This is a genomic window from Pseudomonas sp. CC11G (genome assembly GCF_056174845.1).
In genome coordinates, this window is record NZ_JBWBZC010000004.1 from 291892 (window position 1) to 317696 (window position 25805).

Annotated in this window: 18 protein-coding genes and 1 riboswitch; of the genes, 9 read left to right on the plus strand and 9 right to left on the minus strand. The window is 62.0% G+C overall.

All coding sequences use genetic code 11. The annotated features are described in order from the left end of the window. Window positions 1–6: 6 nt before the first annotated feature. The 4 genes from AC0V2S_RS07650 to AC0V2S_RS07665 all read right to left on the minus strand — a co-directional run bounded on the left by AC0V2S_RS07650 (window position 7) and on the right by AC0V2S_RS07665 (window position 2516). Complete coding sequence (locus AC0V2S_RS07650) at window positions 7–420, minus strand: hypothetical protein (RefSeq protein WP_475509227.1); 414 nt, start codon at window positions 418–420, stop codon at window positions 7–9. A gap of 296 nt (window positions 421–716) precedes the next feature. Then, window positions 717–1391, minus strand: a complete 675-nt coding sequence (locus tag AC0V2S_RS07655; RefSeq protein WP_475509334.1) for a GNAT family N-acetyltransferase — start codon at window positions 1389–1391, stop codon at window positions 717–719. A 25-nt stretch (window positions 1392–1416) separates the two neighbouring features. After that, entirely contained in the window at window positions 1417–1866 is a 450-nt protein-coding gene (locus AC0V2S_RS07660; protein ID WP_475509228.1) for a GNAT family N-acetyltransferase, read from the minus strand. 11 nt (window positions 1867–1877) lie between these two features. After that, on the minus strand, window positions 1878–2516 hold the full coding sequence (locus AC0V2S_RS07665) for an FMN-binding negative transcriptional regulator (RefSeq protein ID WP_475509229.1): 639 nt from the start codon (window positions 2514–2516) through the stop codon (window positions 1878–1880). 118 nt (window positions 2517–2634) lie between these two features. Here AC0V2S_RS07665 and pdxR point away from each other — a divergent pair, with 118 nt between their 5' ends. Next, window positions 2635–4113, plus strand: coding sequence for a MocR-like pyridoxine biosynthesis transcription factor PdxR (gene pdxR, locus AC0V2S_RS07670; RefSeq protein ID WP_475509230.1), 1479 nt, complete (start codon window positions 2635–2637; stop codon window positions 4111–4113). A gap of 43 nt (window positions 4114–4156) precedes the next feature. Here the strand turns inward: pdxR and AC0V2S_RS07675 are convergent, their stop codons facing one another. The 3 genes from AC0V2S_RS07675 to uvrD form a co-directional block, all read right to left on the minus strand. Next, window positions 4157–5026, minus strand: coding sequence for a Tim44 domain-containing protein (locus AC0V2S_RS07675; protein ID WP_475509231.1), 870 nt, complete (start codon window positions 5024–5026; stop codon window positions 4157–4159). A 97-nt stretch (window positions 5027–5123) separates the two neighbouring features. Next, window positions 5124–6932: a hypothetical protein gene (locus AC0V2S_RS07680; RefSeq protein ID WP_475509232.1), complete on the minus strand. Its 1809-nt coding sequence runs from the start codon at window positions 6930–6932 to the stop codon at window positions 5124–5126. Window positions 6933–7034: 102 nt separating this feature from the next. Then, window positions 7035–9224 carry a DNA helicase II gene (gene uvrD / locus AC0V2S_RS07685; RefSeq protein ID WP_475509233.1) on the minus strand — a complete coding sequence of 730 codons (2190 nt, stop codon included), beginning with the start codon at window positions 9222–9224 and terminating at the stop codon, window positions 7035–7037. Between the two features lie 224 nt (window positions 9225–9448). Here uvrD and AC0V2S_RS07690 point away from each other — a divergent pair, with 224 nt between their 5' ends. Both AC0V2S_RS07690 and AC0V2S_RS07695 read left to right on the plus strand, forming a co-directional pair. Further along, a complete protein-coding gene (locus AC0V2S_RS07690) occupies window positions 9449–12331 on the plus strand; it encodes an EAL domain-containing protein (protein ID WP_475509234.1) in 2883 nt (960 codons plus the stop codon). A gap of 301 nt (window positions 12332–12632) precedes the next feature. Beyond that, window positions 12633–13775: a type IV pilus assembly protein FimV gene (locus AC0V2S_RS07695; RefSeq protein WP_475509235.1), complete on the plus strand. Its 1143-nt coding sequence runs from the start codon at window positions 12633–12635 to the stop codon at window positions 13773–13775. A gap of 318 nt (window positions 13776–14093) precedes the next feature. Here AC0V2S_RS07695 and putA read toward each other — a convergent pair whose 3' ends face one another. Continuing rightward, on the minus strand, window positions 14094–18026 hold the full coding sequence (putA, locus tag AC0V2S_RS07700; protein WP_475509236.1) for a trifunctional transcriptional regulator/proline dehydrogenase/L-glutamate gamma-semialdehyde dehydrogenase: 3933 nt from the start codon (window positions 18024–18026) through the stop codon (window positions 14094–14096). A 396-nt stretch (window positions 18027–18422) separates the two neighbouring features. Between putA and AC0V2S_RS07705 the strand changes: the two genes are divergently transcribed. The 6 genes from AC0V2S_RS07705 (at window position 18423) to AC0V2S_RS07730 (ending at window position 24422) form a co-directional block, all read left to right on the plus strand. Continuing rightward, window positions 18423–19532 carry a DUF1615 domain-containing protein gene (locus AC0V2S_RS07705; protein ID WP_475509237.1) on the plus strand — a complete coding sequence of 370 codons (1110 nt, stop codon included), beginning with the start codon at window positions 18423–18425 and terminating at the stop codon, window positions 19530–19532. 259 nt (window positions 19533–19791) lie between these two features. After that, window positions 19792–20400, plus strand: a complete 609-nt coding sequence (locus AC0V2S_RS07710; RefSeq protein ID WP_475509335.1) for a DUF6338 family protein — start codon at window positions 19792–19794, stop codon at window positions 20398–20400. A gap of 468 nt (window positions 20401–20868) precedes the next feature. Continuing rightward, window positions 20869–22983 (plus strand): hybrid sensor histidine kinase/response regulator, encoded by a 2115-nt coding sequence (locus tag AC0V2S_RS07715; RefSeq protein WP_475509238.1) that lies wholly within the window; start codon window positions 20869–20871, stop codon window positions 22981–22983. Between the two features lie 172 nt (window positions 22984–23155). Next, window positions 23156–23416 carry a BrnA antitoxin family protein gene (locus AC0V2S_RS07720; protein ID WP_475509239.1) on the plus strand — a complete coding sequence of 87 codons (261 nt, stop codon included), beginning with the start codon at window positions 23156–23158 and terminating at the stop codon, window positions 23414–23416. Window positions 23417–23610: 194 nt separating this feature from the next. After that, window positions 23611–23850 (plus strand): DUF4160 domain-containing protein, encoded by a 240-nt coding sequence (locus AC0V2S_RS07725; protein ID WP_475509240.1) that lies wholly within the window; start codon window positions 23611–23613, stop codon window positions 23848–23850. Beyond that, window positions 23847–24422: a DUF2442 domain-containing protein gene (locus tag AC0V2S_RS07730; RefSeq protein WP_475509241.1), complete on the plus strand. Its 576-nt coding sequence runs from the start codon at window positions 23847–23849 to the stop codon at window positions 24420–24422. Before AC0V2S_RS07725 ends, AC0V2S_RS07730 begins: the two co-directional genes overlap by 4 nt. 31 nt (window positions 24423–24453) lie before the next feature. Here the strand turns inward: AC0V2S_RS07730 and AC0V2S_RS07735 are convergent, their stop codons facing one another. After that, window positions 24454–24702: a DUF3077 domain-containing protein gene (locus AC0V2S_RS07735; RefSeq protein ID WP_475509242.1), complete on the minus strand. Its 249-nt coding sequence runs from the start codon at window positions 24700–24702 to the stop codon at window positions 24454–24456. 955 nt (window positions 24703–25657) lie between these two features. Next, window positions 25658–25760, plus strand: a riboswitch (guanidine-I (ykkC/yxkD leader). Window positions 25761–25805: the final 45 nt, after the last annotated feature.

Genomic DNA, 25805 nt, shown 5'->3' on the forward strand with positions numbered 1-25805 from the left:
GTTGATTTACTGGTAGTGAATGACGATGCCTTTCAAACGCCGGCCTTCGATGGCCTCGATATCGCGGTTCCACAGCGGGCCGTTGACCACGGCCGCCACGGGTTGAATCTTGTCGTAGACCACCACCACGGCGTCGCCGCCGATTTTCGCTGCTTCGTCTTTAAGCTTCTGCTCGATATCGGTGACCGGTGGCGCCGGTTCGGTGCTGGCTTCAAGTACCACTTCGCCCAGGCGCACATGCGGGCGCGTGGGTTCGCTGCGCAGCACTTCTACGTTGGCCGGGTTGGTGGGGGCGGCATGGGCCGCGCCGACGTACTCAGTGGTGCGCGCGTCGATATTCGCGCACGCGGCCACGCTGGCCAGCACCGCAGCGGCCAGGCCGGCCCGTACATACAGGGATAATTGATGGCTAACTGACATTCTCCGAATCCTTCCTGAGCTCTCTAATTCGCCGCCTGCCGGTGGGATCACAGTGCCGGCGCGCTCGGATGAAGTTAGCAGCGATTCGAAGATTGGCCAGTCCGTCTATGCCGAATTGCACTAAAGCTGTGCAATGGTTTTTCAGCATCGGTCGTTGTTGGCAGGAAAACTATGTCTCCTGCCCAAGTCTGGATTCCCGCCTTCGCGGGAATGACGGAGTGGGGTGCAAAGAACTCCGTCATCCCCGCGCAGGCGGGGATCCAGAATCTCTCAGGGGAAAAGAGTCGTCGCCGGCACTAGACCTCGCGCAACGCCTTCAAATCGCTGAGCTGCTGCCCTTGTGCATCAAAGTTATCCACAGCCAGCCAACGCTCGTAGCCCTTGGCAATCTCTGGCCATTCGCTGTCGATGATCGAGAACCAGGCGGTGTCGCGGTTACGGTCCTTGATCACCATGTGCTGGCGGAACAGGCCTTCGTAGCTAAACCCGAAACGTTCGGCGGCGCGCTTGGAGCGGGCGTTACCGTTGTTGCACTTCCATTCCAGGCGACGGTAACCGTTGTCGAAGGCGTGCTTGGCCAGCAGGTAAATCACTTCGGTGGCCTGCACGCTGCGCTGCATCACGCGGCCGTAGCAGATATGGCCAATCTCGATGCTGCCGTGCACCGGGGCGATGGTCAGGTAGCTGAGCAGGCCTTGCACCTGGCCGCTGACTTGTTCCACCACGGCGAAAAACAGTGGGTCTTTGCTGGCGGCATTGTTGGTCAGCCAGGTATCGAAGGCGGCGCGCTCGGTGAACGGGCCGTATGGCAGGTAATCCCACAGCAGCGGGTCGGAGTCGGGGCCTTGCAATGCCTGCCACAAATCATCGCCATGGCGTGCCGGGTCGAGGGCTTCCAGGCGTACGGTGCGGCCTTGCAGGGTGTCGCGGGTGGGAGCGGCGACGGGTGTCCAGTTCAGGTGCGGGGTCAGGCTCATGGGGCGGTTCCTGGCGATATTAGGAAAAGAGTTTGCGGTACTGCACGAAGCCCGAGCGGTCGGCGACCTTGTCGTATAGGTGCATGGCATCGGTATTGGTTTCGTGGGTCAGCCAATGCACGCGTGAGGCGCCGGCGGCCTTGGCTTGCTGGTACACGTGTTCGATCAATTGGCGGCCGATGCCACCGCCGCGAATGCCTTCGTCCACATACAGGTCTTGCAGGTAGCAGTAGTTGCCGACCGTCCAGGTGGAGCGGTGGTAAATAAAATGCACCAGGCCCACGGCCTTGTCGCCTTGCCAGGCCAGCGCGGCGTTTATGGGTTCGCTGCCGTCGAGAAAACGCTGCCAGGTGATGGCGCTGGTCTCGTCGCTGATCACGGCTTTATAGAAGCGCTGGTAGCCCAGCCACAGCGGCAGCCAGGCGGCGTGGTCGGCGGCGGTTATGGCGCGGATGCTCAAGGTGCTCATGGTGTTCTCCTTTACTTGGCGCCGTGGGGTGGCATGCGTGCGGCCAGTTCGGCCTCGTTGGTCAGGCCGCTGCCGGCGAGGTTCTCGCGCACGCTGTCGTAATCGGTTTTGTCGCGGTTCTGGCCCAGCTTCCATTTGCCTTCGAGCCGCTCGATGGGCAGTTCGAAGCCGACGATGGCGCGCAGCATGCTGTCGATATAGGCCGGCGGGGCTTCGTCGAGGGTCCAGGGCTGGGCGCGGCCTTGTTCGTGGTGTGCGGTCAGTTCGCTGAGCAACGCGCGCAGGCGCTGCGGGTCATCAAAGGTTTCGGCGCGGCCGTACGCGTGTATAGCGATGTAGTTCCAGGTGGGTACCGCTTTGCCGTGTTCGGCTTTGCTCGGGTAGTAACCGGGGCTGATATAGGCCTGCTCGCCGGGGAAAATCACCAGCACCTCGCTGCCTGCCTGAAAGCTTTTCCACTGCGGGTTGGCTTTGGCGAAGTGGCCTTTCAGGGTGCCGAAGCGGCCGGCGCCGGGCACCAGAAGCAAGGGCAGATGGCTGGCTTGCATGCCGTTTTCGTTGTGGCTAATCAGAATGGCCAGGGGTGTTTGCACCATCTGCGCGTGCAGGGTGGGCAGGTCTTCTTCGCGGAATGCGGCGGGCGTGTACATGGTGGCTCTCCAACAGATGGACCGATGCTAGGGGAGGTATTGGTCTGTTGTAAGAGCCATTTATGGCTATTTTCATAGGGCCAATTTAATCTCGGAGCCTTTCCTTGGGAGCGCCGCCATGCCGCCCACACCGTTGCCGTTCGACCCCTCCGGCATCCAGCTGGACCGCAAGCAAGGCTTGTCCCGCCAGCTTTATCAGGCCTTGCGCGAGCGGATTCTCGGCGGCCAGCTCGGCAGCCTGGTGCGCATGCCGGCAACCCGCGATCTGGCTGAAGCCTTGGGCGTGTCGCGCAATACCGTGGTGCGCGCCTATGACCAGCTGTATGCCGAAGGCTATCTGCAAGGGCGGATTGGCGATGGCACCTATGTGGCGGAGTTGGCCACCAAGGGCCGGGGCAAGGCGGCAAAAAAGCCTGTCGAAACCCCCGCCAGCGCACCGCAAAGCAATCTGCTTCAGCGCCTGCAGACCGAACATCTGCCCGAGCCGCGCCTGGACGCTCCGCGCGCCTTTCGCGTTGGTATTCCAGCCTTTGACCTGTTCCCCTTCGAAACCTGGGCGCGTTTGCAGGCTAATTTCTGGCGTCGCCCGCCGATGGCCAGCCTGGGTTACGGCAACGCCGCCGGCGACCCGCAATTGCGCGAGCTGATCGCCGCTTACCTGCGCAATAGCCGCGGGCTGGTCTGCGACCCGGCGCAGGTGATCATCACCAGTGGCGCGCAGCAGGCCATCAGCTTATGCGCGCAAATGCTGGTGAATGTCGGCGACAGCGTGGCGGTGGAAAACCCCGGCTACCGTGCGGCCGGTAAGGCGTTTGCGCTGGCTGGTGCGCGGTTGCATGGCGTGGCGGTGGATGAGGACGGTTTTGATAGCCGTGAGCTGGCCGGGCTCAAGGATTGTCGCCTGGCGTATGTCACTCCTTCGCACCAATACCCGACCGGCGTGACGCTGTCTCTGCCCCGGCGTTTGCAGCTTCTGGAATGGGCGGCGCGGGAGCAGGCATGGATTGTCGAGGACGATTACGACGGCGAGTACCGGTATCGCGGTACGCCGTTGTCGCCGCTGGCCGCGTTGGATCAGCATGGCCGGGTGTTGTATGTCGGCACCTTTTCCAAGATCGCCTTTCCCGGTTTGCGCTTGGGTTATTTAGTCGTCCCACCTGCGCTGACTGCTGCCTTTAGTCAGGTGCGTGCGCTGGGGGTGCGCCATTCGGAAATCGGCACCCAGGCGGTGATGGCCGAGTTTATTGCCGCCGGCCATTTTCAGCGCCATATCCGTCGCATGCGCCGCGCCGCTCAGGCACGCCGTGACGCTTTGCTCAAAGGCTGGCCAAGCGATGTAGCCGGCTGCCAGCCATTGCCGTCCGTGGACGCCGGCCTGCATCTGAGCGTGCGGGTGGCCAGTCGCGCGCGGGAGCTGGAGTTGGTGGAAAAGGCCGCCGCCGTGGGCGTGGAGCTCAATGCCTTGAGCGATTACTGGCTGGCAGATTCACCTGGCAGTGCTGATGACCGCGCGGGGCTGGTGCTGGGATTTGCCGGGGTGAACGAGGCGGAAATTGCCATCGCCCTGGCTGCGCTGAAGAAAGCCTGGAGGCAATAAAAAACCCGGAGCAAGCTCCGGGTTTTTTGTACGGCGAACGGGCTTAGTTCTGACGGATGCCCGCCACCAGCCATGGCGCGTTGTCGCCATTGGCGCGCTCCATGCGCCAGCTTTCGCTGAAGGCTTCGCCCTGGTCGAAACGCGAGGTTTTGACGATGCCGCTGAAGGTCAGGGTGGCCACGGTTTTGTCGGCCAATTCGTCGATACCGTCGAGCTGCGCGTGCAGGTCTTCCACGTAGGTGGACTGGAAACCGTCGCCCAGATCGGCACGTTCGGTTTTCAGGAAGCTGAGCATTTGCGGGGTGACGAACTCGGCAATCTTGTCCATTTCCGCGGAGTCCCAATGCTGTTGCAGGGCCATAAAGTGCTCTTTGCCGGCTTCGACAAAACGCTGCTCATTGAACCAGCTCGGTGCATTGATCACCGGGGCGACAGGTGCCGCCGCGCTGCTGCTGCCAAAGATGGTATTGGCTGGCGGAATAACTGTCTGGTTTGGCGGCAGGTCGCGCTGCATCGGTGCATAACCACCCACGCTCGCCGGCTGTGCAGTGTTCTGCTGGCGGCGACGTGCGGCGATAAACCGGAAGATCACAAAGGCGATCAGGCCGATGATCAGGAAGTCGAACATTTGCATGCCCTGGAAACCACCGCCCATAAACATCGAGGCCAGCAGACCGCCGGCGGCCAGGCCAGCCAACGGGCCCAACCAGCGCGAGGCGCCGCCCGCAGCAGCAGCGGCAGGTGCAGCTTTACCCGGTGCAGCGGCTTGGCCGGCTGGCGGGGTGGCTTGACGGGTTTGGTGGGTAGGCGCGGAGCCGAAGGATTTACCGCCGCCCATGCGCTTTGCATTGGCGTCGAGGCTGAGCGTCAACGCGACGCAGAGCATCATGGCCAGGCTGATGAAACGCTTCATTTCGCAACTCTCTCAATAAGGATCAACGCGCGCCATGTTGCACAGGGCGCCCTGTGAAGACCAGCGGCAGAATGTTTCCGGATTTATGCCCTGACGCTTAATGGCTGTCAGGACTGCAGCCAGGCTTAACGCGCAACTGATGATCTTTACGTAGGACAATGCTGCCCGGCTTGCCGTTCGTGTAATCGAAGTTACGGCTAAACCAGGCGGCCGACTCCGCTAGCGTGGCGTTGATCGGCGGCACGGCGAACTCCCAGTACGGGTCGTCGTCCAGCCGGCAGTCGCCGCTCAATTGATAGAGCGGCGCGTCGTTGTCCACCCCGCCTTGCTGCGGCTCCGGTTCAAACGGCGTGCTGATCAGCACCAGGCCCTGGGTGTCGTCGTTCTGGTACTGGCGCAGCAGCTCATTGCCGCGCACATCCAGCAGGCCTTTGCCAACACGCTCGAAGCCGAACGGTTGGGTCTTGATCAGGTAACCGGCACTGCGCAGGTACACCCAGCCCGGTTTGCTGTTATCGAACGGGTGGGCGGGGTAGGCCACGGTTTCCAGGTAGTCCAGACGCCGTTTGCCGGCGGCATCGGAATACAGCCGAAGCAGCTCGTAGGCGCCTTCGCCGCGCGCCTTGATCAGGGCGTCGCCCTCGCCGATGGGCAGCACTTCACGCAGGCGCAGGTCTTCACCGTATTGCCCGGCGATGGCGCGGTGCACCGTGTTGCCTTCGCGTAGCTGATAAACCAACTGCTCGACCGGCGCGCCGCCTTCTTGCGGGCGGTAGGCAAAGCGCAGTTCTTCAAGCTGCCACTGCGCGCCACGGGTAAGCACCCGCGTGGTGGCCGGCAATACGCAGCGTTGCTGGCGCATGGCGGCGGTGATACCGGGCAGGGTTTCATCCAGACAAAGGTCTTCGGCCATCACCGTCTGCATCGGGTACGGTTCTTTGCCGGCGCCTAGTCGCGGGTTGAGATTAAGGCCGGGGCAGGCGGCGGGCTCGGCGTCGATCGTGTCCTGGCTGTCATCGAACGTCGGGCTTTCGGTGTAGCCGATATCTTCCGGCGCGCGCGGCTGGCGGCCCAGATCCCGTTCACGCAAACCCACATACCAACGCTCCAGCGCCGGCCGCGGCAGCTGTTGCGTGGCCTTCAGACGTAGCTGCGGGGTGGCGCCGTTGATCAGCGCAAAGTTGGCGTCGAACCAGGTCGGGCCATCCTGAAAGCGCAGGGTTTCCAGCGTGGACTTCTCGATAGTCGCGTACACCAATGGGTGGGTGAACTCGAAGCTCGGCAGCACAAAGCAGGCCTTGGGCAGCGGCAACTCGGCCACCTGTTTGCCCTGGCTGATGCTGACCGCGTGAAGGGTCGAGGTTGGGCCGCGAAAACCTTCTTCAGCCAGCAGGGCGAGATCGCCGCGCACATCCAGCAATACGCCGGCGCCGACATCCACCACCCGCAACGGATTGAGCTGCACCAGGTGCAGGTTGTGTTCCTGCTGCACCGACACCCAGCCCGGCAGGCGCGCATCGGTAAACCAGTTTTGCGTCAGGTCTTTAAGCAGCAGCTGGCTGCGCAGCTTGTCGTCATCCACCTGCAATTTGGCCAACCTATAGCTGCCATCGTTGCCGTAGACCACCAATGCCTCATTGGGCCCGGTGCTGAGGGCGTCCCAGATGGCGGCATCACTGCCGTTGGCGCCAAAGGCCTTGCCGAGTTTGTCATCGCTGAGCACGCGGCCATTCATACGCAGGGTGAAGGTCACCTCGTCGCGCAGCATGCCGGTGTTCCAGTCGCGTTTCTGGCTGACTTTACGTTCGACCGAGAGGGGCGGCGCGTCTTTGCCGAACCAGCCGGCGACGGCTGTGAGGGGGATTAGAAAAGAGGTGAGCAAAGCCAACAAAGGAGTGAAGCGCACGGCGATTCCTTGCGTAGGTTGGGTTGAGCCGCAGGCGAAGCCCAACGTTGCGATTCCATTCTGTTGGGCTTCGCGATGCTCAACCCAACCTACGAGCCACTCTTAGAGTGGCTCCAACTTCGCGTACCCCATCATCAACCACTTGCTGCCTTCAGCCGCAAAATTCACCTGCACCCGCGCCTGCGCGCCGGCACCTTCGAAGTTGAGGATCACGCCCTCGCCAAACAGCGCATGTTTCACCGCCTGGCCTAACCGGAATTCGGTGTCCGGCACTTCGGCGTTGGCGAACATGCTGCTGGTGTTGGCGCCCTTGTTGCTGCTGCCATACGGGCGGCTGACGCTGTTGGACAGGCGCACTTCCTGAATCAGCGCCGGCGGTACTTCGCGCACGAAGCGCGAGACTTTGTTGTACGTCTCGCTGCCATACAGGCGGCGGGTTTCGGCGTAGGTGAGCACCAGGTTCTGCATGGCGCGGGTAATGCCCACGTAGGCCAGGCGGCGTTCTTCTTCAAGGCGGCCGGGTTCTTCCAGGCTCATCTTGTGCGGGAACAGGCCTTCTTCCATGCCCACCAAAAACACCAGCGGGAATTCCAGACCTTTGGCGCTGTGCAGGGTCATCAGTTGCACGCTGTCTTCGTGTTCGTCGGCTTGCGAGTCGCCGGCTTCCAGCGAGGCGTGGCCGAGGAAGGCGGCGAGCGGGGTCTGGTCGTCTTCTTCGTTGTTCTCGAAGTTGCGCGCGGCGCTCACCAGTTCCTCAAGGTTTTCCACCCGGGCCTGGCCTTTTTCGCCTTTTTCTTCCTTGTGGTAGGTGATCAGCCCGGACTGCTCGATCACCGTCTGGGTCATCAGGTGCAGGGGCATGTCCATCACTTTGGCGGCGAGGTTTTCGATCAGCTCGATAAACCCGCCCAGCGCGGTGGCGGCGCGGCCGGTCACACCTTTATTGACGACCAACTGGCGCAGGGCTTCATACATCGACAGGTCGCTGTGGCGCGCATGGTCGCGAATGGCTTCGACGGTTTTCTCGCCAATGCCACGGGCTGGCACGTTGATCACCCGTTCCAGTGCGGCGTCGTTGCCACGGCCTTCGAGCAGGCGCAGGTAGGCCATGGCGTTCTTGATTTCGGCCCGTTCGAAGAAGCGCTGGCCGCCGTAGATGCGGTAGGGAATCTTCTCGCGCAGCAGGGCTTCTTCGAGCACCCGCGACTGGGCGTTGGAGCGGTACAAAATGGCGATTTCGCTGCGCAACAGACCGTTTTTGCGCAGCTGGTCTTCGATGGTTTCCACCACGTAGCGCGCTTCGTCGTGCTCATTGAACGCGGCGTACAGGCTGATGGCGTCGCCTTCGCCACCGTCGGTCCACAGTTCTTTGCCCAGGCGCCCGCTGTTGTTGACGATCAGCGCGTTGGCGGCCTTGAGGATGCTCGCCGTGGAGCGGTAGTTCTGCTCCAGGCGAATGGTTTGCGCATCCGGGAAGTCGCTGGAGTACTGGTGAATGTTTTCGATCTTGGCGCCGCGCCAGCCGTAGATGGACTGGTCGTCATCGCCCACCACCATAAGGCTGTCGCCGCCTTTGCCGAGCAGGCGCAGCCAGGCGTATTGCACGGCGTTGGTGTCCTGGAACTCGTCCACCAGAATGTGCCGGAAACGGCGCTGGTAGTGCTCCAGCAAACCGGGATGGTCGCGCCACAGGTCGAGGGCGCGCAGCAGCAGTTCGGAAAAGTCGATAACCCCGGCGCGCAGGCAGGCCGCTTCGTAGGCCTCGTAAATGCTGCGCATGGTGGCCAGAAACATATCGCCGCCGGGCTGAATGTGTTTGGGCCGCAGGCCTTCGTCTTTCTGGCCGTTGATAAACCATTGCGCCTGGCGCGCCGGCCAGCGCTGTTCGTCCAGCCCCAGCTCGCGGATAACGCGTTTGACCAGGCGTTGCTGGTCGTCGCTGTCCAGAATCTGGAAGCTCTGGCTCAGCCCGGCTTCCTGCCAGTGCGCCCGCAACAGACGGTGCGCCAGGCCGTGGAAGGTGCCCACCCACATGCCGGCCGGGTTCAGCCCCAGCAACTGCTCGATGCGATGGCGCATCTCGGCAGCGGCCTTGTTGGTGAAGGTCACCGACAAAATGGAGTGCGGCGAGGCGTTTTCGACCTGGATCAACCAGGCGATACGGTGCACCAGCACTCGGGTTTTGCCGGAACCTGCGCCGGCCAGAACCAACTGACGACCCAGCGGGGCCGCTACGGCCTGGCGTTGAGCATCGTTGAGGGAATTGAGCAGAAAGGAGAGATCGTCGCGCATCGCGGCATTCTAGGGGGCTGGGGTAGTCAGGGCAAACGCCGCAAGTCCCATTTGTACACCCGTACCAATACCGACGACTGGTAAGTCTGTAGTCGTACGCCTGTCCTCCTATCGAAAGTAAGGGGTATTCAGGTTGAAAATGCCGATATTGAGCCTTGGGCATGGGCCAAGGCTTGTGTATGCTCCGGCCACGACTAGGCATAACCATTACAAGAAAAGGGCCTATGACCGCTCAATCCAGGCGTCCTCTCGACCTGCCCTTGGCAGAGACCGATCGAGACATCCGCCAGCTGTTTGCCACCGACATTGCTGTGGAGCGCACTCGTCTGTTGTACGAGGGCTCACGCATTCCCACGCTCTTCATGCTGCTCTGCGGCCTGGCCTGCGCTTACCTGTTATGGGAGCCGCGCGGCGGATTGCTGCTGGCCGGCTGGCTGGTGGGCGTGGTGAGCCTGGCAGTGCTGCGACTGATTCAGGTGGCTGCGTTCAATGCCGCCTTGCCCTCGCGGCAGGCCAAACCGATCTGGCGGCAGATGTTTCTGCTCGGCGCGTTCTGCTCGGGCGTGGCCCTGGCCATTGGCGCCATCGCTCTGGTGCCGCCGGATGCCTTCTTTCAGCAAGTATTGATGTTCGGCCTGATCAGCGCGGCGATTCTGTCTGCCAGTGTCGCCTATGCCGTCAGCCTTACCGCCTTTCTGACCTTCGCCTTGCCCTGCCTGGTGCCCGCGGTGGCGTATCTGCTGTTCGCTGGCGAGCCGATGCAACAAGGCTGGGGCGTGCTGGGCCTGATTCTGTTTGGCGCCTTGCTGGTGGTGGCCTGGCAGGTGAACCGCCTGGTGCAGCGCAGCCTGGTGCAACGTTTCCATAACCAGGCGCTGATCAGCCGTCTGGAACACGCCAAATCCCAGGCCGAAGGTTTGAATGGCGAGCTGGCCCGCGAGATCGAGCAGCGCCGCCGCGCCGAGCGCGAGCTGCGTGACGCCCATAACGACCTGGAAATGCGCGTGGCTCAGCGCACCCTGGAACTCGACGCCGCCAGCCATGCCCTGAGCAAAAGCGAAGCGCGCCTGGCCCTGGCCCTGGAAGCCAGTGAGCTGGGCATGTGGGACTGGAACCTGATCAGTGACGAGGTGCATCACTCACGGCTGAAGGAAATTTTCGGCCTCGACCCCGAAGCCGTCACCGTGATGCTGCGCGACCTCAAACCGCGCCTGCATCCCGAAGACCTACCGCTGTTGCGCCGCACGTTGGTAGAGCATATGAAAGGCCTGTCCGACGGCTACGAGATCGAATACCGCGTGCGCCACGCCAACAACCAATGGCTGTGGATTGAAGACCGCGGCCGCGCCGTGGAGCGCGATGCCAGCGGCCGGGTCACGCGCATGCTCGGCACCCGCCGCGATATCACCGCGTGGAAAATGCGTGACGAAGAACAGCGCCTGGCCGGCATCGTGTTCGAGGCCGCCAGCGAAGGCATCATCATTCTCGACCCGGACTACAAGGTGCTGGCCGTCAACCAAGCCTACAGCGCCGTGACCGGCTACAGCGCCGAGGAAGTGCACGGCCAGACCGTGGCGCGGATGATCGGCAGCCGCGACACGCGCCGCCAATACGAAGTCATCCGCCAGGAGCTGGAGCACACCGGCAAATGGCAGGGCGAGCTGGTGGAAACCCGCAAGAACGGCGAGCTCTACCCGCAATGGCTGCAACTGAACGTGGTGCGTGATGCCCGCGGGCGGGTCAGCCATATCGTCGGTTTCTTCGCCGACCTGTCGTCGCGCCGCGAGGCCGAAGAGCGCCTGCGTTACCTGTCGCACTACGACGAACTCACCGGGCTGGCCAACCGCACGCTGTTCAAGGCGCGGCTGCACGAAGCCAGCCAACGCGCGCGCAATGGCGAACGCACGCTGGCGCTGCTGCATATCGACCTGGACCGCTTCAAGCTGCTCAACGACAGCCTTGGCCATGAAGTGGCCGACCAGCTGCTGCGGCAGATGAGCCGGCGCCTGACCCAGTCGATGCCCGAGGCCGACACCCTGGCGCGGCTGTCCGGCGATGAATTTGCGGTGATCCTCGATAGCTACGGCAGCCTGTCCAACCTCGCGCGCCTGGCCAGCCGGCTGCTGACCAAGCTGCGCATGCCGATGACCGTGGGCGGCCAGGAACTGGTGGTCAGCGCCTCCATCGGCATCAGCCTGCTGCCGGACAACGCGCGGGAAATGAGCGCGCTGATCAGCCAGGCGAACATGGCCATGCAACACGCCAAACACCTGGGTGGTAACACGTTCCAGTTCTTCACCGACAACTTGCAGGCTTGCACGTTGGAGCGCCTGCAACTGGAAAACCAGCTGCGCAAGGGCATTGAGCTGAACCAGCTGGAAGTGTTCTACCAACCGAAACTGTGCCTGGCCACCGACACCCTGGCCTCGGCCGAAGCGCTGGTGCGCTGGCGTCATCCGGACCTGGGCCTGGTGCCGCCGGGCGACTTTATCGGCCTGGCCGAAGAAACCGGCCTTATCGCGCCCATCGGCGAATTCGTGCTGCGCCAAGCCTGCCGTCAGGCGCGTGAATGGCAACTGCTGGGGCTGGCGGATATTCGCGTGTCGGTGAACCTCTCGGTGCACCAACTGCGCCAGGGCAACCTCACCAGTCTGGTGCGCCAGGTGCTCGACGAAACCGGCCTGGCGCCGCATTTCCTCGAGCTGGAACTGACCGAAAGCCAGCTGCTGGATAACGTCGAGAATGTGATCACCACCTTCCACCAGCTGCGGCAGATGGGCGTGAAACTGGCCATCGACGATTTCGGCACCGGCTATTCGTCGCTGAGCTACCTCAAGCGTTTCCCGGTGGACTTCGTGAAGATCGACCAGTCGTTTATCCGCGACCTGTCGGCCAACGGCGAAGACGCCGCCATCACCCGCGCGATTATCGCCATGGCCCATAGCCTGGAGCTGAAAGTGGTGGCCGAAGGGGTGGAAACCCAGGCGCAGATGGACTTCCTCAAGGCCCAGCAGTGCGACGAGATTCAGGGCTTTCTGATCAGCCGGCCCTTGGCGGCGGAGCATTTTGTGAAGCTGCTGCTGGAGCAGAGCAGCATCGCGTCCTGATGCACCGTCACTCTTAACCTCTACCGTCATTCCCGCGCAGGCGGGAATCCAGAATTTTGGACAGGACGATTATTTTCGTACGACGCGAGATTCTGGGTCCCCGCCTGCGCGGGGACGACGGGAGTGTGTGCTAAGTAACTGCGACACCTTCGTGGTTTTTTCCGTACCTGCTGCACAAATTCAACCTTCGCCTGCGCTGCCATCGCCAGCCTGTGCCGGACCTCGCAATTGCTTATCGCCAACCTCGCCATCATGCGCGGCCGCACGCGCCCAGCGTGGTTTAACGATAAGGAGAGCCGACATGCTCAAGAAGTATCCCCGCCTGCTGACGGCTCTGGCCCTGGCCACCACAGCGTTGCTGCCCAACGCCGCCCTTGCCTTGAGCGTTGGCGAAGCTCAGGTGCTGTCCAGCCTTAGCCAGCCGCTGCGGGCGCAGATCGAGTTGCAGGGTGTGCGTGACCTTGGCGCCGAAGAAGTGAAAGTGCGCCTGGCCTCGCCCGAAGCGTTCAAGAAAGCCGGCATCGAACGCGATGGCGCCGTTCTGGCGCTGCAGTTCGACACCAAACTCAATGCCAAAGGGCAGAGCATCATCCGCGTGACCACCACGCGTCCGATCACCGAGCCGTACCTTAATTTTCTGGTGGAAGTGAATTCGCCGGACGGTATGCAGCTGCGCGAATACAGCCTGCTGATCGATCCTCCGAACTACGCTTTTGCCGCTCCGGCACCGGTGAGCGCACCGGTAGCCGCTGCCGTGCCGGCGTTGAAAGCCGTGGCACCGGTTGCCGCCGCGCCCGCCGTTGCTGCGAAACCAGCGGTTAGCCCGAACGCTGAAGGTCCGGTAGCGGGCGGCCAATACCGCACGCGTAACAACGACCGCTTGTGGGATATCGCCCAAGCTATTCGCGGCGACGCCTCGCCGCACCAGGCCATGCTGGCGATTCAGCGCCTGAACCCGGACGCCTTCAACAACGGCGATATCAACCGCCTGAAAAGCGCGCAGAACCTGCAACTGCCTAACCGCGAACAGCTGCACGCCACTGACCGTACTCAAGCCCTGGCCCAGCTGGACGCGCGCAAACGCAGCGAAGCCGGCAGCGCGCCGGCCGCCGCCACAGCCAGCGACAAGCTCAGCCTGGTAGGCGAGCAAGGCAGCGGCCGTGCCGAACACAAAGACGGCGCCAAAGGCAGCAAAGCCGCCGCCAAGCAGGAAGCCGACAACCGCCTGGCCGTCACCCAGGAAGAACTCGCCCAGGCCCGTCGCGAAGGCGAAGAATTGTCTAGCCGAGTGGCCGACCTGCAATCGCAGCTGGATAAATTGCAGCGCCTGATCGTGCTCAAAGACAACCAACTGGCTGAACTGACGGCGCGCTTGGCCAAGCTCAATAACGACGCTGAAGCGCAGGGTGAGTTGGCGCAGGTGCAGCCGACTGCCAGTCGTTGATTTCAAGGAAACCTAAAAGCCCGCACCGGCTGGGTAAGCCGGCGCAGGGCACCGAAGTGCGCTAGGGAAGGCGCGCATCGCTGGGCGGATAGCCCTCGCAACGGATGCGATGCGCGTGGCGTAAGCCGCAGCTCAGGTGAGTGCGGCGTCGGCCGGGGTCAGGCGCCGGGAACCAGAGCCTGGGTGCGGCCCAAAGGCCGCGGGGTTCAAAACAAAACACCCGTCGTCCCAGCGAAGGCTGGGACCCAGAGGTTCGCAAGGAACGTATTCCTTGAAGATTCTGGATCCCAGCCTGCGCTGGGATGACGGTGGTGGGAATTAGCCAATAGTCATAAGGCTGGCATTACCACCGGCCGCAGCGGTGTTGATGCTCAACGCGTGCTCAATCAGCAACCGCTCCAACGGAATATCCGTCTCGCCTTTGTTCAAGCCATGCACGCCGATGATGGCGCCTTTGCGTTGCGCTGCCAGTTCGCACACGGCACGCAGTTGGTCGGAGTCGCCGTGGTGCAGGATGGCGTCGAAGGCGGTTTCGCTGGTGCTCCAGTCGGCCACCTGTTGGATGCGTTTCTGCACTTCTTTAGGCAAACCGTTGAACAGTTCCTGGGTCAACGGTTGGTCCTGCCAGATCACCTGACTGCCTACCGCCAGCGCGGCGGCCAGCTGTACGAGCAGGTCGCTACGTTCTTCGGCCAGGCACAGCACGTGCTCACGCGGCAGCAGGCTGTAGGTGTTGCGCTCGCCAGTCGGGCCGGCCAGCACATGCACGCTGCCGCTTTGCGCCAGTTCGTTGAACAGGGCGCTGAGGGCGGCCAGATCGGGTTCCTGTTGCGCGGCCCAGTTATCGAAGGCTTGCAGGGCGTCGCTCTGTTCGGCGGGCAACTTGCTGGAACCGCCCAGCTGCTTGGCCACCGCATCTTGCGGGCGGGTGGACAGCAGGCGGTACATATACAGCGGGCCGCCGGCTTTCGGGCCGGTGCCGCTGAGGCCTTCACCGCCAAACGGCTGCACGCCGACCACGGCACCGACGATATTGCGGTTTACGTACAGGTTGCCGACGTTGGCGCTGTTCACCACCTGGGCGATGGTTTCGTCGATGCGGGTGTGCACGCCGAGGGTCAGGCCGTAGCCGCTGGCATTGATCTGCTCCAGCAGGCTGGCGAGGTTGGCACGCTGGTAGCGCACCACGTGCAGCACCGGGCCGAAGATTTCCCGTTGCAGCTCGCTGAAGCTCTCCAGCTCGATCAGGGTGGGTATCACGAAAGTGCCGCGTTTGATCTCGTCTGCTTTGGCGCGAGCGGCCTGGAACACGCTGCGGCCTTTTTCCCGCATGGCGGCGATATGCGCTTCGATGCCGGCTTTGGCTTCGGCGTCGATCACCGGGCCGATATCCGTGCTCAGGCGCTCTGGATTGCCGAGGCTGTATTCGGCCATGGCGCCTTTGAGCATTTCGATCACGCGCTCGGCCACATCTTCCTGCACACACAGCACGCGTAGCGCCGAGCAGCGTTGGCCGGCGCTGTCGAAGGCCGAGGACAGCACGTCCATCACTACCTGTTCGGTGAGGGCCGAGGAGTCGACGATCATGGTGTTCAAACCGCCGGTTTCGGCGATCAGCGGAATGGTGCGGCCCTGGGCATCCAAACGGCCGGCGATATTGCGCTGGATAATGCCGGCAACTTCGGTAGACCCGGTGAACATCACGCCGCGCACACGCTCATCGGCAATCAGCCGCGCACCGACTGTTTCGCCACGGCCCGGCAGCAACTGCACGGCGCCGCCCGGCACGCCGGCTTCGAGCAGAATGCGCACGGCTTGCGCGGCGATCAGCGGGGTTTGCTCGGCCGGTTTGGCCAGCACGGTGTTGCCGGCCGCGAGGGCCGCAGCCACCTGGCCGGAGAAGATCGCCAGCGGGAAGTTCCACGGGCTGATGCACACCACCGGGCCCAGTGGACGGTGGCTGTCGTTGCTGAAGAAGTCGCGCGCTTGAGCGGCGTAGTAGCGCAGGAAGTCCACCGCTTCACGCACCTCGCTGATGGCGTTGGCGAAGCTCTTGCCGGCTTCGCGTACCAGCAGGCCCATCAGCTGCTGCATTTCCGCTTCCATCTGGTCGGCGGCACGTTCCAGTACGGCGGCGCGCTCGCCCGGCGTGGTGGCTTGCCAGATCTGGCCGCTGGAGACGGCGCACAGCACGGCGCTTTTGATATCCGCTTCGCTGGCTTCACTCACATGGCCCACGGTATCGCGGCGGTCGGCCGGGTTTTTCACCGCTTCGGCGGAGGCCGGCGCCGGGGTATCGCAACCGAGCATTGGCAGGGCCACATAGCGGTTATTGGTGCTGCTCAGCAGCGCGGAGGACAGCGAACCCAGGCGGTGTTCGTTGGCCAGGTCGATGCCTTCGGAGTTCAAGCGGGCGTCGCCATACAGGGCGCGCGGCAGGGCGATGCGCGGGTGCGGCAGGCCCAGGCCACCTTCGGCAGCGGCCATTTGCTCGATCTGCAGCACCGGGTCGAGCACCAGCTCTTTGATGGAAATGCTGTGGTCGGCAATGCGGTTAACGAACGAAGTGTTCGCGCCGTTTTCCAGCAGACGGCGCACCAGATACGCCAGCAAGGTTTCGTGGCTGCCCACCGGCGCGTAGATGCGGCACGGTCGGTTCAGCTTGCCATCGGCCACCTTGCCCACCACCTGCTCATACAGCGGTTCGCCCATGCCATGCAGGCACTGAAACTCGTACTGGCCGGGGTAATAGTTCTGCCCGGCGATCTGGTAGATGGCCGACAGCGAGTGGGCATTGTGGGTGGCGAATTGCGGGTAGATGGCTTCCGGCACGGCGAGCAGTTTGCGTGCGCAGGCAATGTAGGAAACGTCGGTGTACGGCTTGCGCGTATACACCGGGTAGCCTTCCAGACCGTCGACCTGGGCGCGTTTGATTTCGCTGTCCCAATACGCGCCTTTCACCAGACGGATCATCAGGCGATGACGGCTGCGTTTGGCCAGGTCGATGACGTAATCGATCACATACGGGCAGCGCTTCTGGTAGGCCTGAATAACAAAGCCGATGCCGTTCCAGCCGGCCAGGGTCGGGTCGAAGCACAGGCGTTCGAGCAGGTCGAGCGAGAGCTCCAGGCGGTCGGCTTCTTCAGCGTCGATATTCAGACCAATGTCGTACTGCTTGGCCAGTTGCGTAAGGCTCAGCAGGATCGGGTACAGCTCATCCATCACCCGCTCGTACTGCGCGCGGCTGTAACGCGGATGCAGTGCCGACAGCTTGATGGAAATGCCCGGGCCTTCGTAAATGCCGCGACCGTGGGAAGCCTTGCCGATGGCGTGAATCGCCTGCTCGTAAGACGCCAGGTAGCGCTTGGCGTCGGCGTCGGTGAGGGCCGCCTCGCCGAGCATGTCGTAGGAATAACGGAAGCCTTTGCTTTCCATGGTGGCGGCGTTGGCCAGCGCTTCGGCGATGGTTTCGCCGGTGACGAACTGCTCGCCCATCAGGCGCATGGACATGTCCACGCCCTTGCGAATCAGCGGCTCGCCGCCTTTGCCGATCAGGCGGTTAAGCGAGGTGGCCAGGCCGGCCTCGTTGTGGGTGGCGACCAATTTGCCAGTGATCAGCAGGCCCCACGAGGCGGCGTTGACGAACATCGACGGGCTGTTGCCCAGGTGCTGGCTCCAGTTGCCGTTGCTGATCTTGTCGCGGATCAGCGCGTCGCGGGTGGCTTTGTCCGGAATGCGCAACAGCGCTTCGGCCAGGCACATCAGCGCCACACCTTCTTGCGACGACAGCGAAAACTCCTGCAGCAAACCCTGCACCAGGCCCTGACGGCCACCGGCGTTTTTCTGGTTGCGCAGTTTTTCGGCGATGCCCATGGCCAGCTTGTTGGTGGCCTCGGCTTGTTCCTTCGGCAGACGCGCCTGCTCCAACAGCATGGCCAGCGCCTCTGGCTCGGGGCGACGGTACGCGGAGGTAATGGCAGCGCGCAGCACCGATTGCGGCAGGATGCTTTCGGCAAAATCGAGGAAGCATTGCAGGCCTTGTTCGGTCAGGGCTTCCAGCGGTTCTTCACCCAGGGCGGCAGCGACACCGGAGAGTTCCGGCGGGGTCAGACCGCCTTCTACCTGTTCCAGGTAATTGAAGATCGCCTGCTTGATCAGCCAGTGCGGCGTGCGGTCGATCGACTGAGCTGCCAGTTTGAGGCGCTCGCGGGTAGCGTCATCAAGTTTTACGCCGAGGGTGGTGGTCGCCATGGGGGGTATCCTGAAGTAGATCGCGCAATGCAAATTCAGCGTGGATTAAACCCGTTGAAAGTCAAAGGTGCAACCAGGCGCAACCTTTTTATCTTAAAGGTATGTAGGCCTTGGATGACGGGCCTCCGCACTGCGTTACCTTTCTGCACCTGCCCGGTGCGTCCCGGGTTTACGACGGTTTTCGGTGCTACAAAATGGATCGTTTTTGCAGCGTTTTTGCAAAAGGTGCAACCGACGAACGCACATGACGTTCGTCGTCCCAGCGCAGGCTGGGACCCAGAATTTCATGGTGAAACTCCCCGCGCGCCTCAACACAACCGAACCGGCAAGCCCCGAAACTTGTCTTCACTGCGCCCCCCTCTATAACTCAACGATCCGCTGTCAGTAGAAGGCCCTATGTCACTCAACTCACCGTCTTCTTATATCCGCTCAGAGTGGCTGCTGATTGCCTTCCTGGCCCTGAGCGGCTGTGGCTCGCGCACGGTGCAGCCGCCACAACCCAGCCCGGCGGACATTCAAAGCGCGGTGGTGAAGCTGCTGCCCGGCACCGTGAGTGATCGTCAGGGGTGGGCCACCGATATTCAGGTGGCCTTTACCACCCAGCAACTGGATGCCAGTACGCGCAACCTGTGCTCGGTGTTGGCGGTGGCCGAGCAGGAGTCCACCTACCAGGCCGACCCGCAGGTGCCAGGCCTGGGCAAAATCGCCCGGCAAGAAATCGATCGGCGCGCGGCGCGCCTGCATATTCCCGGTTTTCTGGTGAGCGCCGCGCTGGAGCTGCAATCGTCCACCGGCAAAACCTACAACCAGCGCCTGGCCACCGTGCGCAGCGAAAAACAGCTGAGCGCCATCTTCGACGACTTTATCGGCATGGTGCCCCTGGGCGGCCAGCTGTTCGGCACCTTCAACCCGGTGCACACCGGCGGCCCCATGCAAGTGAGCATCGCCTTTGCCGAACAGCACGCCAGCGGTTACCCCTACTCCTATAAAGGCACCTTGCGCCAGGAAGTATTCAGCCGACGTGGCGGCCTGTACTTCGGCACTCTGCACCTGCTGGGTTACCCCGCTGACTACCCGGAGCCGCTGTACCGCTTCGCCGACTTCAACGCCGGCTGGTACGCCAGCCGCAACGCCGCCTTTCAGCGCGCGGTCAGCCAACTGAGCGGCATCGAACTGACCCTGGACGGCGACGTGCTGGTGCCGGGTTCGATACTGCCCAGCTCCACCGAAAAAGCCGTACGCACCCTGGGAAAACGCCTGGCCCTCAGCGACACCGCCATCCGCCGCGCCCTGGAAAAAGGCGAAACCCTCGAGTTTGAAGACACCGACCTGTACGCCGATGTGTTCAGCCTCGCCGACCAGCGCGCCGGTAAACCGGTACCGCGGGCGATCCTGCCGGGCATCACCCTGAAAAGCCCGAAAATCACCCGCAACCTGACCACCGCCTGGTTTGCCCAGCGGGTGGATGAGCGTTATCGCCGGTGTTTGCAGCGGGGTGGGAAGTAAGGCGCAGGGCCTGTTCGCGCTGGGAGAAGATACCCAGCGGATCCTTGGCGTGATCGCGGTGGTAGTGGCGGCGTTGAAGGTCAGCCAGCGCCAGAAGTGGGGAAGGTTGGGAGGATTCGCCAGAAAGCTGGATCGGCGCAGGGAATGGTCTGCCAACGCTCAACGCGAACTCAGACGGCAGGCGCAGACCGGGGTGCTATTCGCCGACCCGCGTCAGTCTCTACGTTACATCCATTGGTGGCTTTGGATGGAATGCGTCATGGACGATCTGGTCAGGGAAGTTATCCCGCTGCTGCAATACCTGATTCCGGGCTTTCTTGCCGCCTGGATTTTTTATTCACTGACCCCCTTCAAGCGTCCGGATAGCTTCGGTCAGATTGTGCAGGCGCTGATTTTTACCTTTGTCATTCACGGGCTGGTGGCCGCATTTGGTTGGGTGCTGACCGGATTTGGCGATCGCGTTTTCTCTGTGGGCCATTGGGGCGCTGTAGCGCAATCTTTGTGTTCATTTGTTGTGGCGGTATTGCTTGGTTTGTGGTCGTGTTACATCGCTAACAATGACAACCTTCATCGGTTGCTCCGAAAAAGAAAGATCACTGCTCAGACCTCCTACTCTTCGGAATGGTTTAGCACGTTCACCAGTTATCCACGGTATGTCGTTTTGCATTTATCTGATGAGCGACGGCTGTACGGATGGCCGTCAGAATGGCCGGCTGGCCCAACTGCTGGACAGTTCGTTCTCCAGGAACCAAGCTGGCTTGACGATAAAGGGACCGAGACTCCACTCAAGGCAGAAGTTCTAGTGATCGACGCAACAAAAGTCCAATGGGTAGAATTTTCCCCTCCACAACCGAGGACCTGCAAATGACTGCCAGAGCTCCCCAGCCATTACCCGGTCGTTCGCGCCCGGCCCTGGCGGAAGATGGCAAGACCGTACTTCCGGCCACCATTGTTCGCCCCCAGGCCTCCGCTGCGCCGCCACCGCCTAAAAAGGCGTTGCGCGATTAAGTGCCAGCACTAAGCGAGCGTCTTATGCGCCGCCGCTGCCAAACGGCAGCAGTGTGATTCAGTAGGCACCTGCGTGCGTGAATTGCCGCTCGGGCAGATGGTTTTGCAGCGTGGCCCCGCCTAACATTCCCTGCCTGCAGCGGGTGTTCTATACCTACATTCAGGCCCGTTGCAGTGCGGCGGGTAGTCACCACACACACCGCCTGGCGGTAGATTGGCGAACGGGCACAGAGGCCGAAAAAACTCTCTGAATTTTCCTCAGTAGTAGCGCTCCAAACCCGCAGGCACTCGTGGGCGCGGGCGCAGGTTTGCGGGGTAGGGTGGGACGATGTCTTTTCTAATGGACAGCCACGCGTGCGTTGGCTGGGGTGGCGAGATGGCTGAGCGCATTCGTGCGTTTAACTGGGCGAGCACAGACCTCGGCGCCATCGACACCTGGTCGAAAAGCCTGTGCACCAATGTGCAGATGCTGCTGGCTTCCCCCGTTCCCCTGGTGATGCTCTGGGATCGCCCCGGCTACATGATCTACAACGACGCCTACGCCGAGTTCGCTGGCGGCCGTCATCCCTATTTGCTGGGCACCCCCGTTGAGCTGGGCTGGCCGGAAGTAGCGGACTTCAATCGCAATATCGTCGATGTCTGCCTTACCGGCGGTACGCTTTCCTACGCCAACAAAGAGCTGGTGCTGCTGCGCAACGGCCGGCCGGAAGAGGTCTGGCTTGACCTGCACTACAGCCCCGTGAGCGACGACAATGGTGAGCCAGCCGGCGTTATCGCCGTCGTGGTGGAAATCACCGCGCGGGTTATTTCGGAGCGCCAGCGCAGCGAAGCCGAGACAGCCTTTCATGCCGCCGATGAACGTTTGCAACTGGCCCTCAACGCGGGCGCGTTGTTAGGGTCATTCGTCTGGGATGTGGCCAACGACCAGCTCTCCGGCGACGAGCGTTTTGCCCGCACGTTCTCTTACCCGCTGGACCAACCGCTGGATAATCTGCCCATTTCCAGCGCCAATGCCGTCATCCATCCTGACGATTACCCTCGCGTCGACCGGCTGGTGCAATACACCCTCAAACAAGGTGGCCCCTACAACGCCGAGTACCGTATTCGTCGGCCCGATGGCCAATACCTGTGGGTGCAGGCCAGTGGGCGTTGCGAGTTCGACGACGCCGGCAAGCCGCTGCGTTTTCCCGGCCTGATTTTCGATATTCATGAGCGCAAGGTGGCGGAAGAATCGCTGCTACAGCTGACCCGTACGCTGGAGCAGCGGGTCGCGGCGGAGGTACAGGCACGCTCAGACGTCGAAGCGCGGTTACGCCAGGCGCAGAAACTGGAAGCCATCGGCGGCCTTACCGGCGGAGTGGCCCACGACTTCAACAATCTGCTGCAAGTGATCGCCTCCAACCTGCACCTGCTCGCCCGCCAGGAGCCCGACAACACCAACGTGCAACGGCGCCTGAGCTCGGCGTTGGCGGCAGTGGAAAAGGGCGCCAAGCTTTCCTCGCAACTGCTCGCCTTTGCCCGTCAACAGCCCTTGTCGCCGGCGGTGTACAGCCTTACCAGCCTGTACGACGGCCTGGGCGAAGTGCTGCAGCGCGCACTGGGGGAGATGATCCATATCGACCTGCAACTGACGGCCGAGCCGTGGAGCGTGCACGTTGACCGCAACCAGCTGGAAAACGCCCTGCTCAACCTGGCGCTCAATGCCCGCGACGCCATGCGCGGCGAGGGCACCATCCGCATTCATGCCGATAACGTGATGCTGGACGCCGCGTTTTGCGAAGGCAAAGAAATCGGCGTGGGCGACTACGTGCACCTGTCCATCGCCGACACCGGCAGCGGCATGAGCGCCGAGGTGCTGGGCCATGCCTTCGAACCCTTCTTCACCACTAAACCCAACGGCCACGGCACCGGCCTGGGCCTGAGCATGGTGTTCGGCTTCGTGAAACAAAGCGGCGGCCATATCGAAATGACCAGCCAGCTGGGGCTTGGCAGTATCGTGCACCTGTACTTCCCGCGCAGCACCCTGGCCGAGGAGGCGCAGCCCGCGGTACAGGCCGGCGGCGATGAAGCCTCGGCCGGCGGAGAAATCATTCTGGTGGTCGAAGACAACGCCGATGTGCGCAGCACCGTCGACGAGCTGTTGCAGCAACTGGGCTACAATGTGTTGCTGGCCGCCAATGGCGATGCGGCGATGGACGTTCTGCAAAGCGGCGCCCATGTCGACCTGATATTCACCGACGTAGTGATGCCCGGCACCGTTAAAAGCGCCGACCTGGCCGCCTGGGCCAAACTGCAAAAGCCCGCCATCCCCGTGCTGTTCACCTCCGGCCACACCCGCGACATCATCTCGCGCAACCACCAGCTCACCCCGGATATCCACCTGCTCAGCAAACCCTACGGCCCGCAGGCGCTGATGGATATGTTGAAGCTGGTACTCGCCTAGCCTTTACTGGGTTAGCTAAGCACTTCACGTTTTTGCCCGCCGCGGATCGATTCACCTGAACTCCTGGCGCAAAGCGTGAGTCCCACTCGGGTACGAAGAATTCTGGATCACGCTTGTGGATAGACGATTTGACGCGACCCGGCCGGGCACGGCGGTACGCAGAGGGAAATGTATGACTGAACTACAAAGCACCGACGAGTTGCTCGAAGAGCTGTTTGGCGACCCCAAGGCAGCGGCTGCCGCAGCCAGACAACGCCTGGCAACCCCACCGTGCCGGCGAGTCGAGCCACGCCACGAAGACGTGCAGCTGCAACTCGACCCCCAAGTACTGGAAGCCTTCCGCGCCGCCGGTAGCGACTGGCAACGGCGCATCAACCTGGCCCTGAGCACCTGGCTGGCGGAAAACGACCCCAAGCAGATGCACAGCGCCTGAGCGCACTGATCCACCACAACGGGGCCTTTCAAGGCCCCGTTTTTGTTGGTGCCGGGCGTTGGAAGGTGCCGGGCGCTTATTATTTTTCCCACACGAATTCCCCCGATTGCCTGCGGACCCTGCTGGCTTTGGCAGGTTGATCCTTAGCGTTGCCGCCTTTCTAATAGGGAAAAAATTTCCCTAGCAGGAATACTGTGGCTACATTAAAAAGTACCGGCGCCTGGAAGATCAAAATCTACCCAAACGACCATCCGCCTCCGCACTTCCATGTGCAGACGGCCGACGGTGAATCGTTGGTGGAAATTCTCCCTCTGAGGGTGAGCCGCAACGGCGCCAACCAGCGGGCGCAGAAAGAGGCGCTGGCTTGGGCACTGCAGAACCAAGCCACATTGACCCGCGTCTGGAATGAACAGAACTACAGGAGCGACGCATGAACAGTAAGTTGCGTGTTGCTGCGGTGGAGCCACTGCCCGGCAAACAATCACTGCGCATTACCTGGAGCGACGGCCGCGTACTGAGCGTGAACCTGGCCGAATCGATACGAGCCTTCGACGTATTGGCGCCCCTGCACGACGCGGCGCTGTTCCAGCAGGCCCAAGTAGGCGAATGGGGTTTTGACGTGGTGTGGCCAGGCGATATCGAACTGTCCGCCTCCACGCTGTATCGATTGGCCATGGAGCAAGCCGGTGAAGCTATGCCCAAAAGTGCCTTCAAGGAATGGATGCACCGCCACGGTTTGTCGCTCACCGGCGCGGCAGAAGCGCTGCACCTCACCCGTCGCACCATTACCGCGTACAGCTCGGGCCCCAATCCCATCCCGTATCACATCGCGTTGGCGTGCAAAGGCTGGGAAGTGATGCAGGGCACGGGTGGATACCAAGTGGCTGAATCCGGCCGAGGTCAGTACCGAGTCGAGGCTGCCTTACCCGCCTCGACAGCGCCGGTAAAGCCCGCCAGCAAGCGTAAGCAAACGCTAAGGAACACCAACAAAAACGGGGCCAACTGAACGGAGGCCCCGTTTTTTATTCGCCTAACGCCTACAGCGACGGATGACAGGCATCCACCATGGCGCGGGCCATTTCATTGAGATACTGCGCCGCATCGGCTTCGGCGCTTTTGCCGGAGCTATTGAGCATCAGCCATTCCACACACTTCATCAGAATGGACGCCTGCTCCAACGCATACCCCACCGGCACACCTGCATTGACGCGTAAGAGCGCCTTGCCATCCGCTTTGCAGAACTGGACGGCTTGGGTGACGGGTTTAGTGCTTTCAGTTGTAGTCATGATGAAACTCCAGTTATCAAAGGAGCCGACACCATCACTTCCACATGAATGGTGGCGACTGTACGTGGGGTGGAAGACCGGAAAACTGGCAACCGGCATACCCGAAGGTATCCCACGCACAGCCGCCATAACGTAGCAGGTAAAAAAAAGCGCCTGCTGAGTTGGTGGCGCTGGTGCACCAGATTTCCGATGGGCTTCCACACCCAGTCACTGAGTTTGCAGTGACGGGATGAATATGGAGCGACCTGTGAACGCTGGCAACCCAAGGGTAACTGCGTGCAACTTTTCCCACAGCATTTATTCAACATGCCGCGCCTTCATTGCTCGTTCGACGACATTCAGCCCCAATATTTGGGAAAGCAATCGAGGCTGAAGCCTCTCCCACAGGGTAATGAGGTCACTTGTAGGAGAGGCTTCAGCCTCGAGCTTTTGATCTGGCTTTTGATCTGGCTTTTGATCCGCCCGCCCCTTTAGCGCCAGGCCGAGCGTAGTCGTTGCGTAGGGGGTCGTAGCGGCCGGGAGCCGCGGAGAGGGATGGGGCCATGGATGGCCCTCAGCCCGGCCCCTGGAGCGACGACGGAGGGAGGGGACCCGAAGCGCAGCGTAGGGCCCAGGTAGGGGCAAGCCGTTTTGGTTTCTTTTATGGCGACTGATAAAAGAAACTCGCGCGTAAGGCGCGAAACAAAACGCTCAGCACCCGCGATAAAGAAGAACACCCCATCAACTCAAGCGCACTGAAACCAAGCACCCCTGCCAACCCCTGGTGCGCTATTGCCACATAACGTCAGCCTAACAACCAGAGCGATCTACCCAACCCTTTGAATCCCCGCGGTTTTCACCAACCCGCCCCCGCCTGGCACCGACCTTGCTACATCCCTCCCGAACGGGATGAGTTATCCGCGTCGGCACCGCCGTCACAAAGCTGCTCATGACGCTTGGCACACAGGAGCTGTAACCAGAGGCGAACTAGGGTTCCGGTCCACACACGTGGACGCTGGTCCGAGAGTTTTCCGGCCCTAAGGAGTAGGGCTACACGGCGGGAGAAAAGCCCGGGAGACGTGATGTCATCCCGTGCCTGTTTCTCTAACGTGTAGGAGTGTTGC

Coding starts and splice junctions, on each gene's coding strand:
- AC0V2S_RS07650 (WP_475509227.1), bottom strand. CDS start 420: ATGTCAGTTAGCCATCAATTATCCCTGTATGTACGGGCCGGCCTGGCC.
- AC0V2S_RS07660 (WP_475509228.1), bottom strand. CDS start 1,866: ATGAGCACCTTGAGCATCCGCGCCATAACCGCCGCCGACCACGCCGCC.
- AC0V2S_RS07665 (WP_475509229.1), bottom strand. CDS start 2,516: ATGTACACGCCCGCCGCATTCCGCGAAGAAGACCTGCCCACCCTGCAC.
- pdxR (WP_475509230.1), top strand. CDS start 2,635: ATGCCGCCCACACCGTTGCCGTTCGACCCCTCCGGCATCCAGCTGGAC.
- AC0V2S_RS07675 (WP_475509231.1), bottom strand. CDS start 5,026: ATGAAGCGTTTCATCAGCCTGGCCATGATGCTCTGCGTCGCGTTGACG.
- uvrD (WP_475509233.1), bottom strand. CDS start 9,224: ATGCGCGACGATCTCTCCTTTCTGCTCAATTCCCTCAACGATGCTCAA.
- AC0V2S_RS07690 (WP_475509234.1), top strand. CDS start 9,449: ATGACCGCTCAATCCAGGCGTCCTCTCGACCTGCCCTTGGCAGAGACC.
- AC0V2S_RS07695 (WP_475509235.1), top strand. CDS start 12,633: ATGCTCAAGAAGTATCCCCGCCTGCTGACGGCTCTGGCCCTGGCCACC.
- putA (WP_475509236.1), bottom strand. CDS start 18,026: ATGGCGACCACCACCCTCGGCGTAAAACTTGATGACGCTACCCGCGAG.
- AC0V2S_RS07705 (WP_475509237.1), top strand. CDS start 18,423: ATGTCACTCAACTCACCGTCTTCTTATATCCGCTCAGAGTGGCTGCTG.
- AC0V2S_RS07710 (WP_475509335.1), top strand. CDS start 19,792: ATGGACGATCTGGTCAGGGAAGTTATCCCGCTGCTGCAATACCTGATT.
- AC0V2S_RS07715 (WP_475509238.1), top strand. CDS start 20,869: ATGTCTTTTCTAATGGACAGCCACGCGTGCGTTGGCTGGGGTGGCGAG.
- AC0V2S_RS07720 (WP_475509239.1), top strand. CDS start 23,156: ATGACTGAACTACAAAGCACCGACGAGTTGCTCGAAGAGCTGTTTGGC.
- AC0V2S_RS07730 (WP_475509241.1), top strand. CDS start 23,847: ATGAACAGTAAGTTGCGTGTTGCTGCGGTGGAGCCACTGCCCGGCAAA.
- AC0V2S_RS07735 (WP_475509242.1), bottom strand. CDS start 24,702: ATGACTACAACTGAAAGCACTAAACCCGTCACCCAAGCCGTCCAGTTC.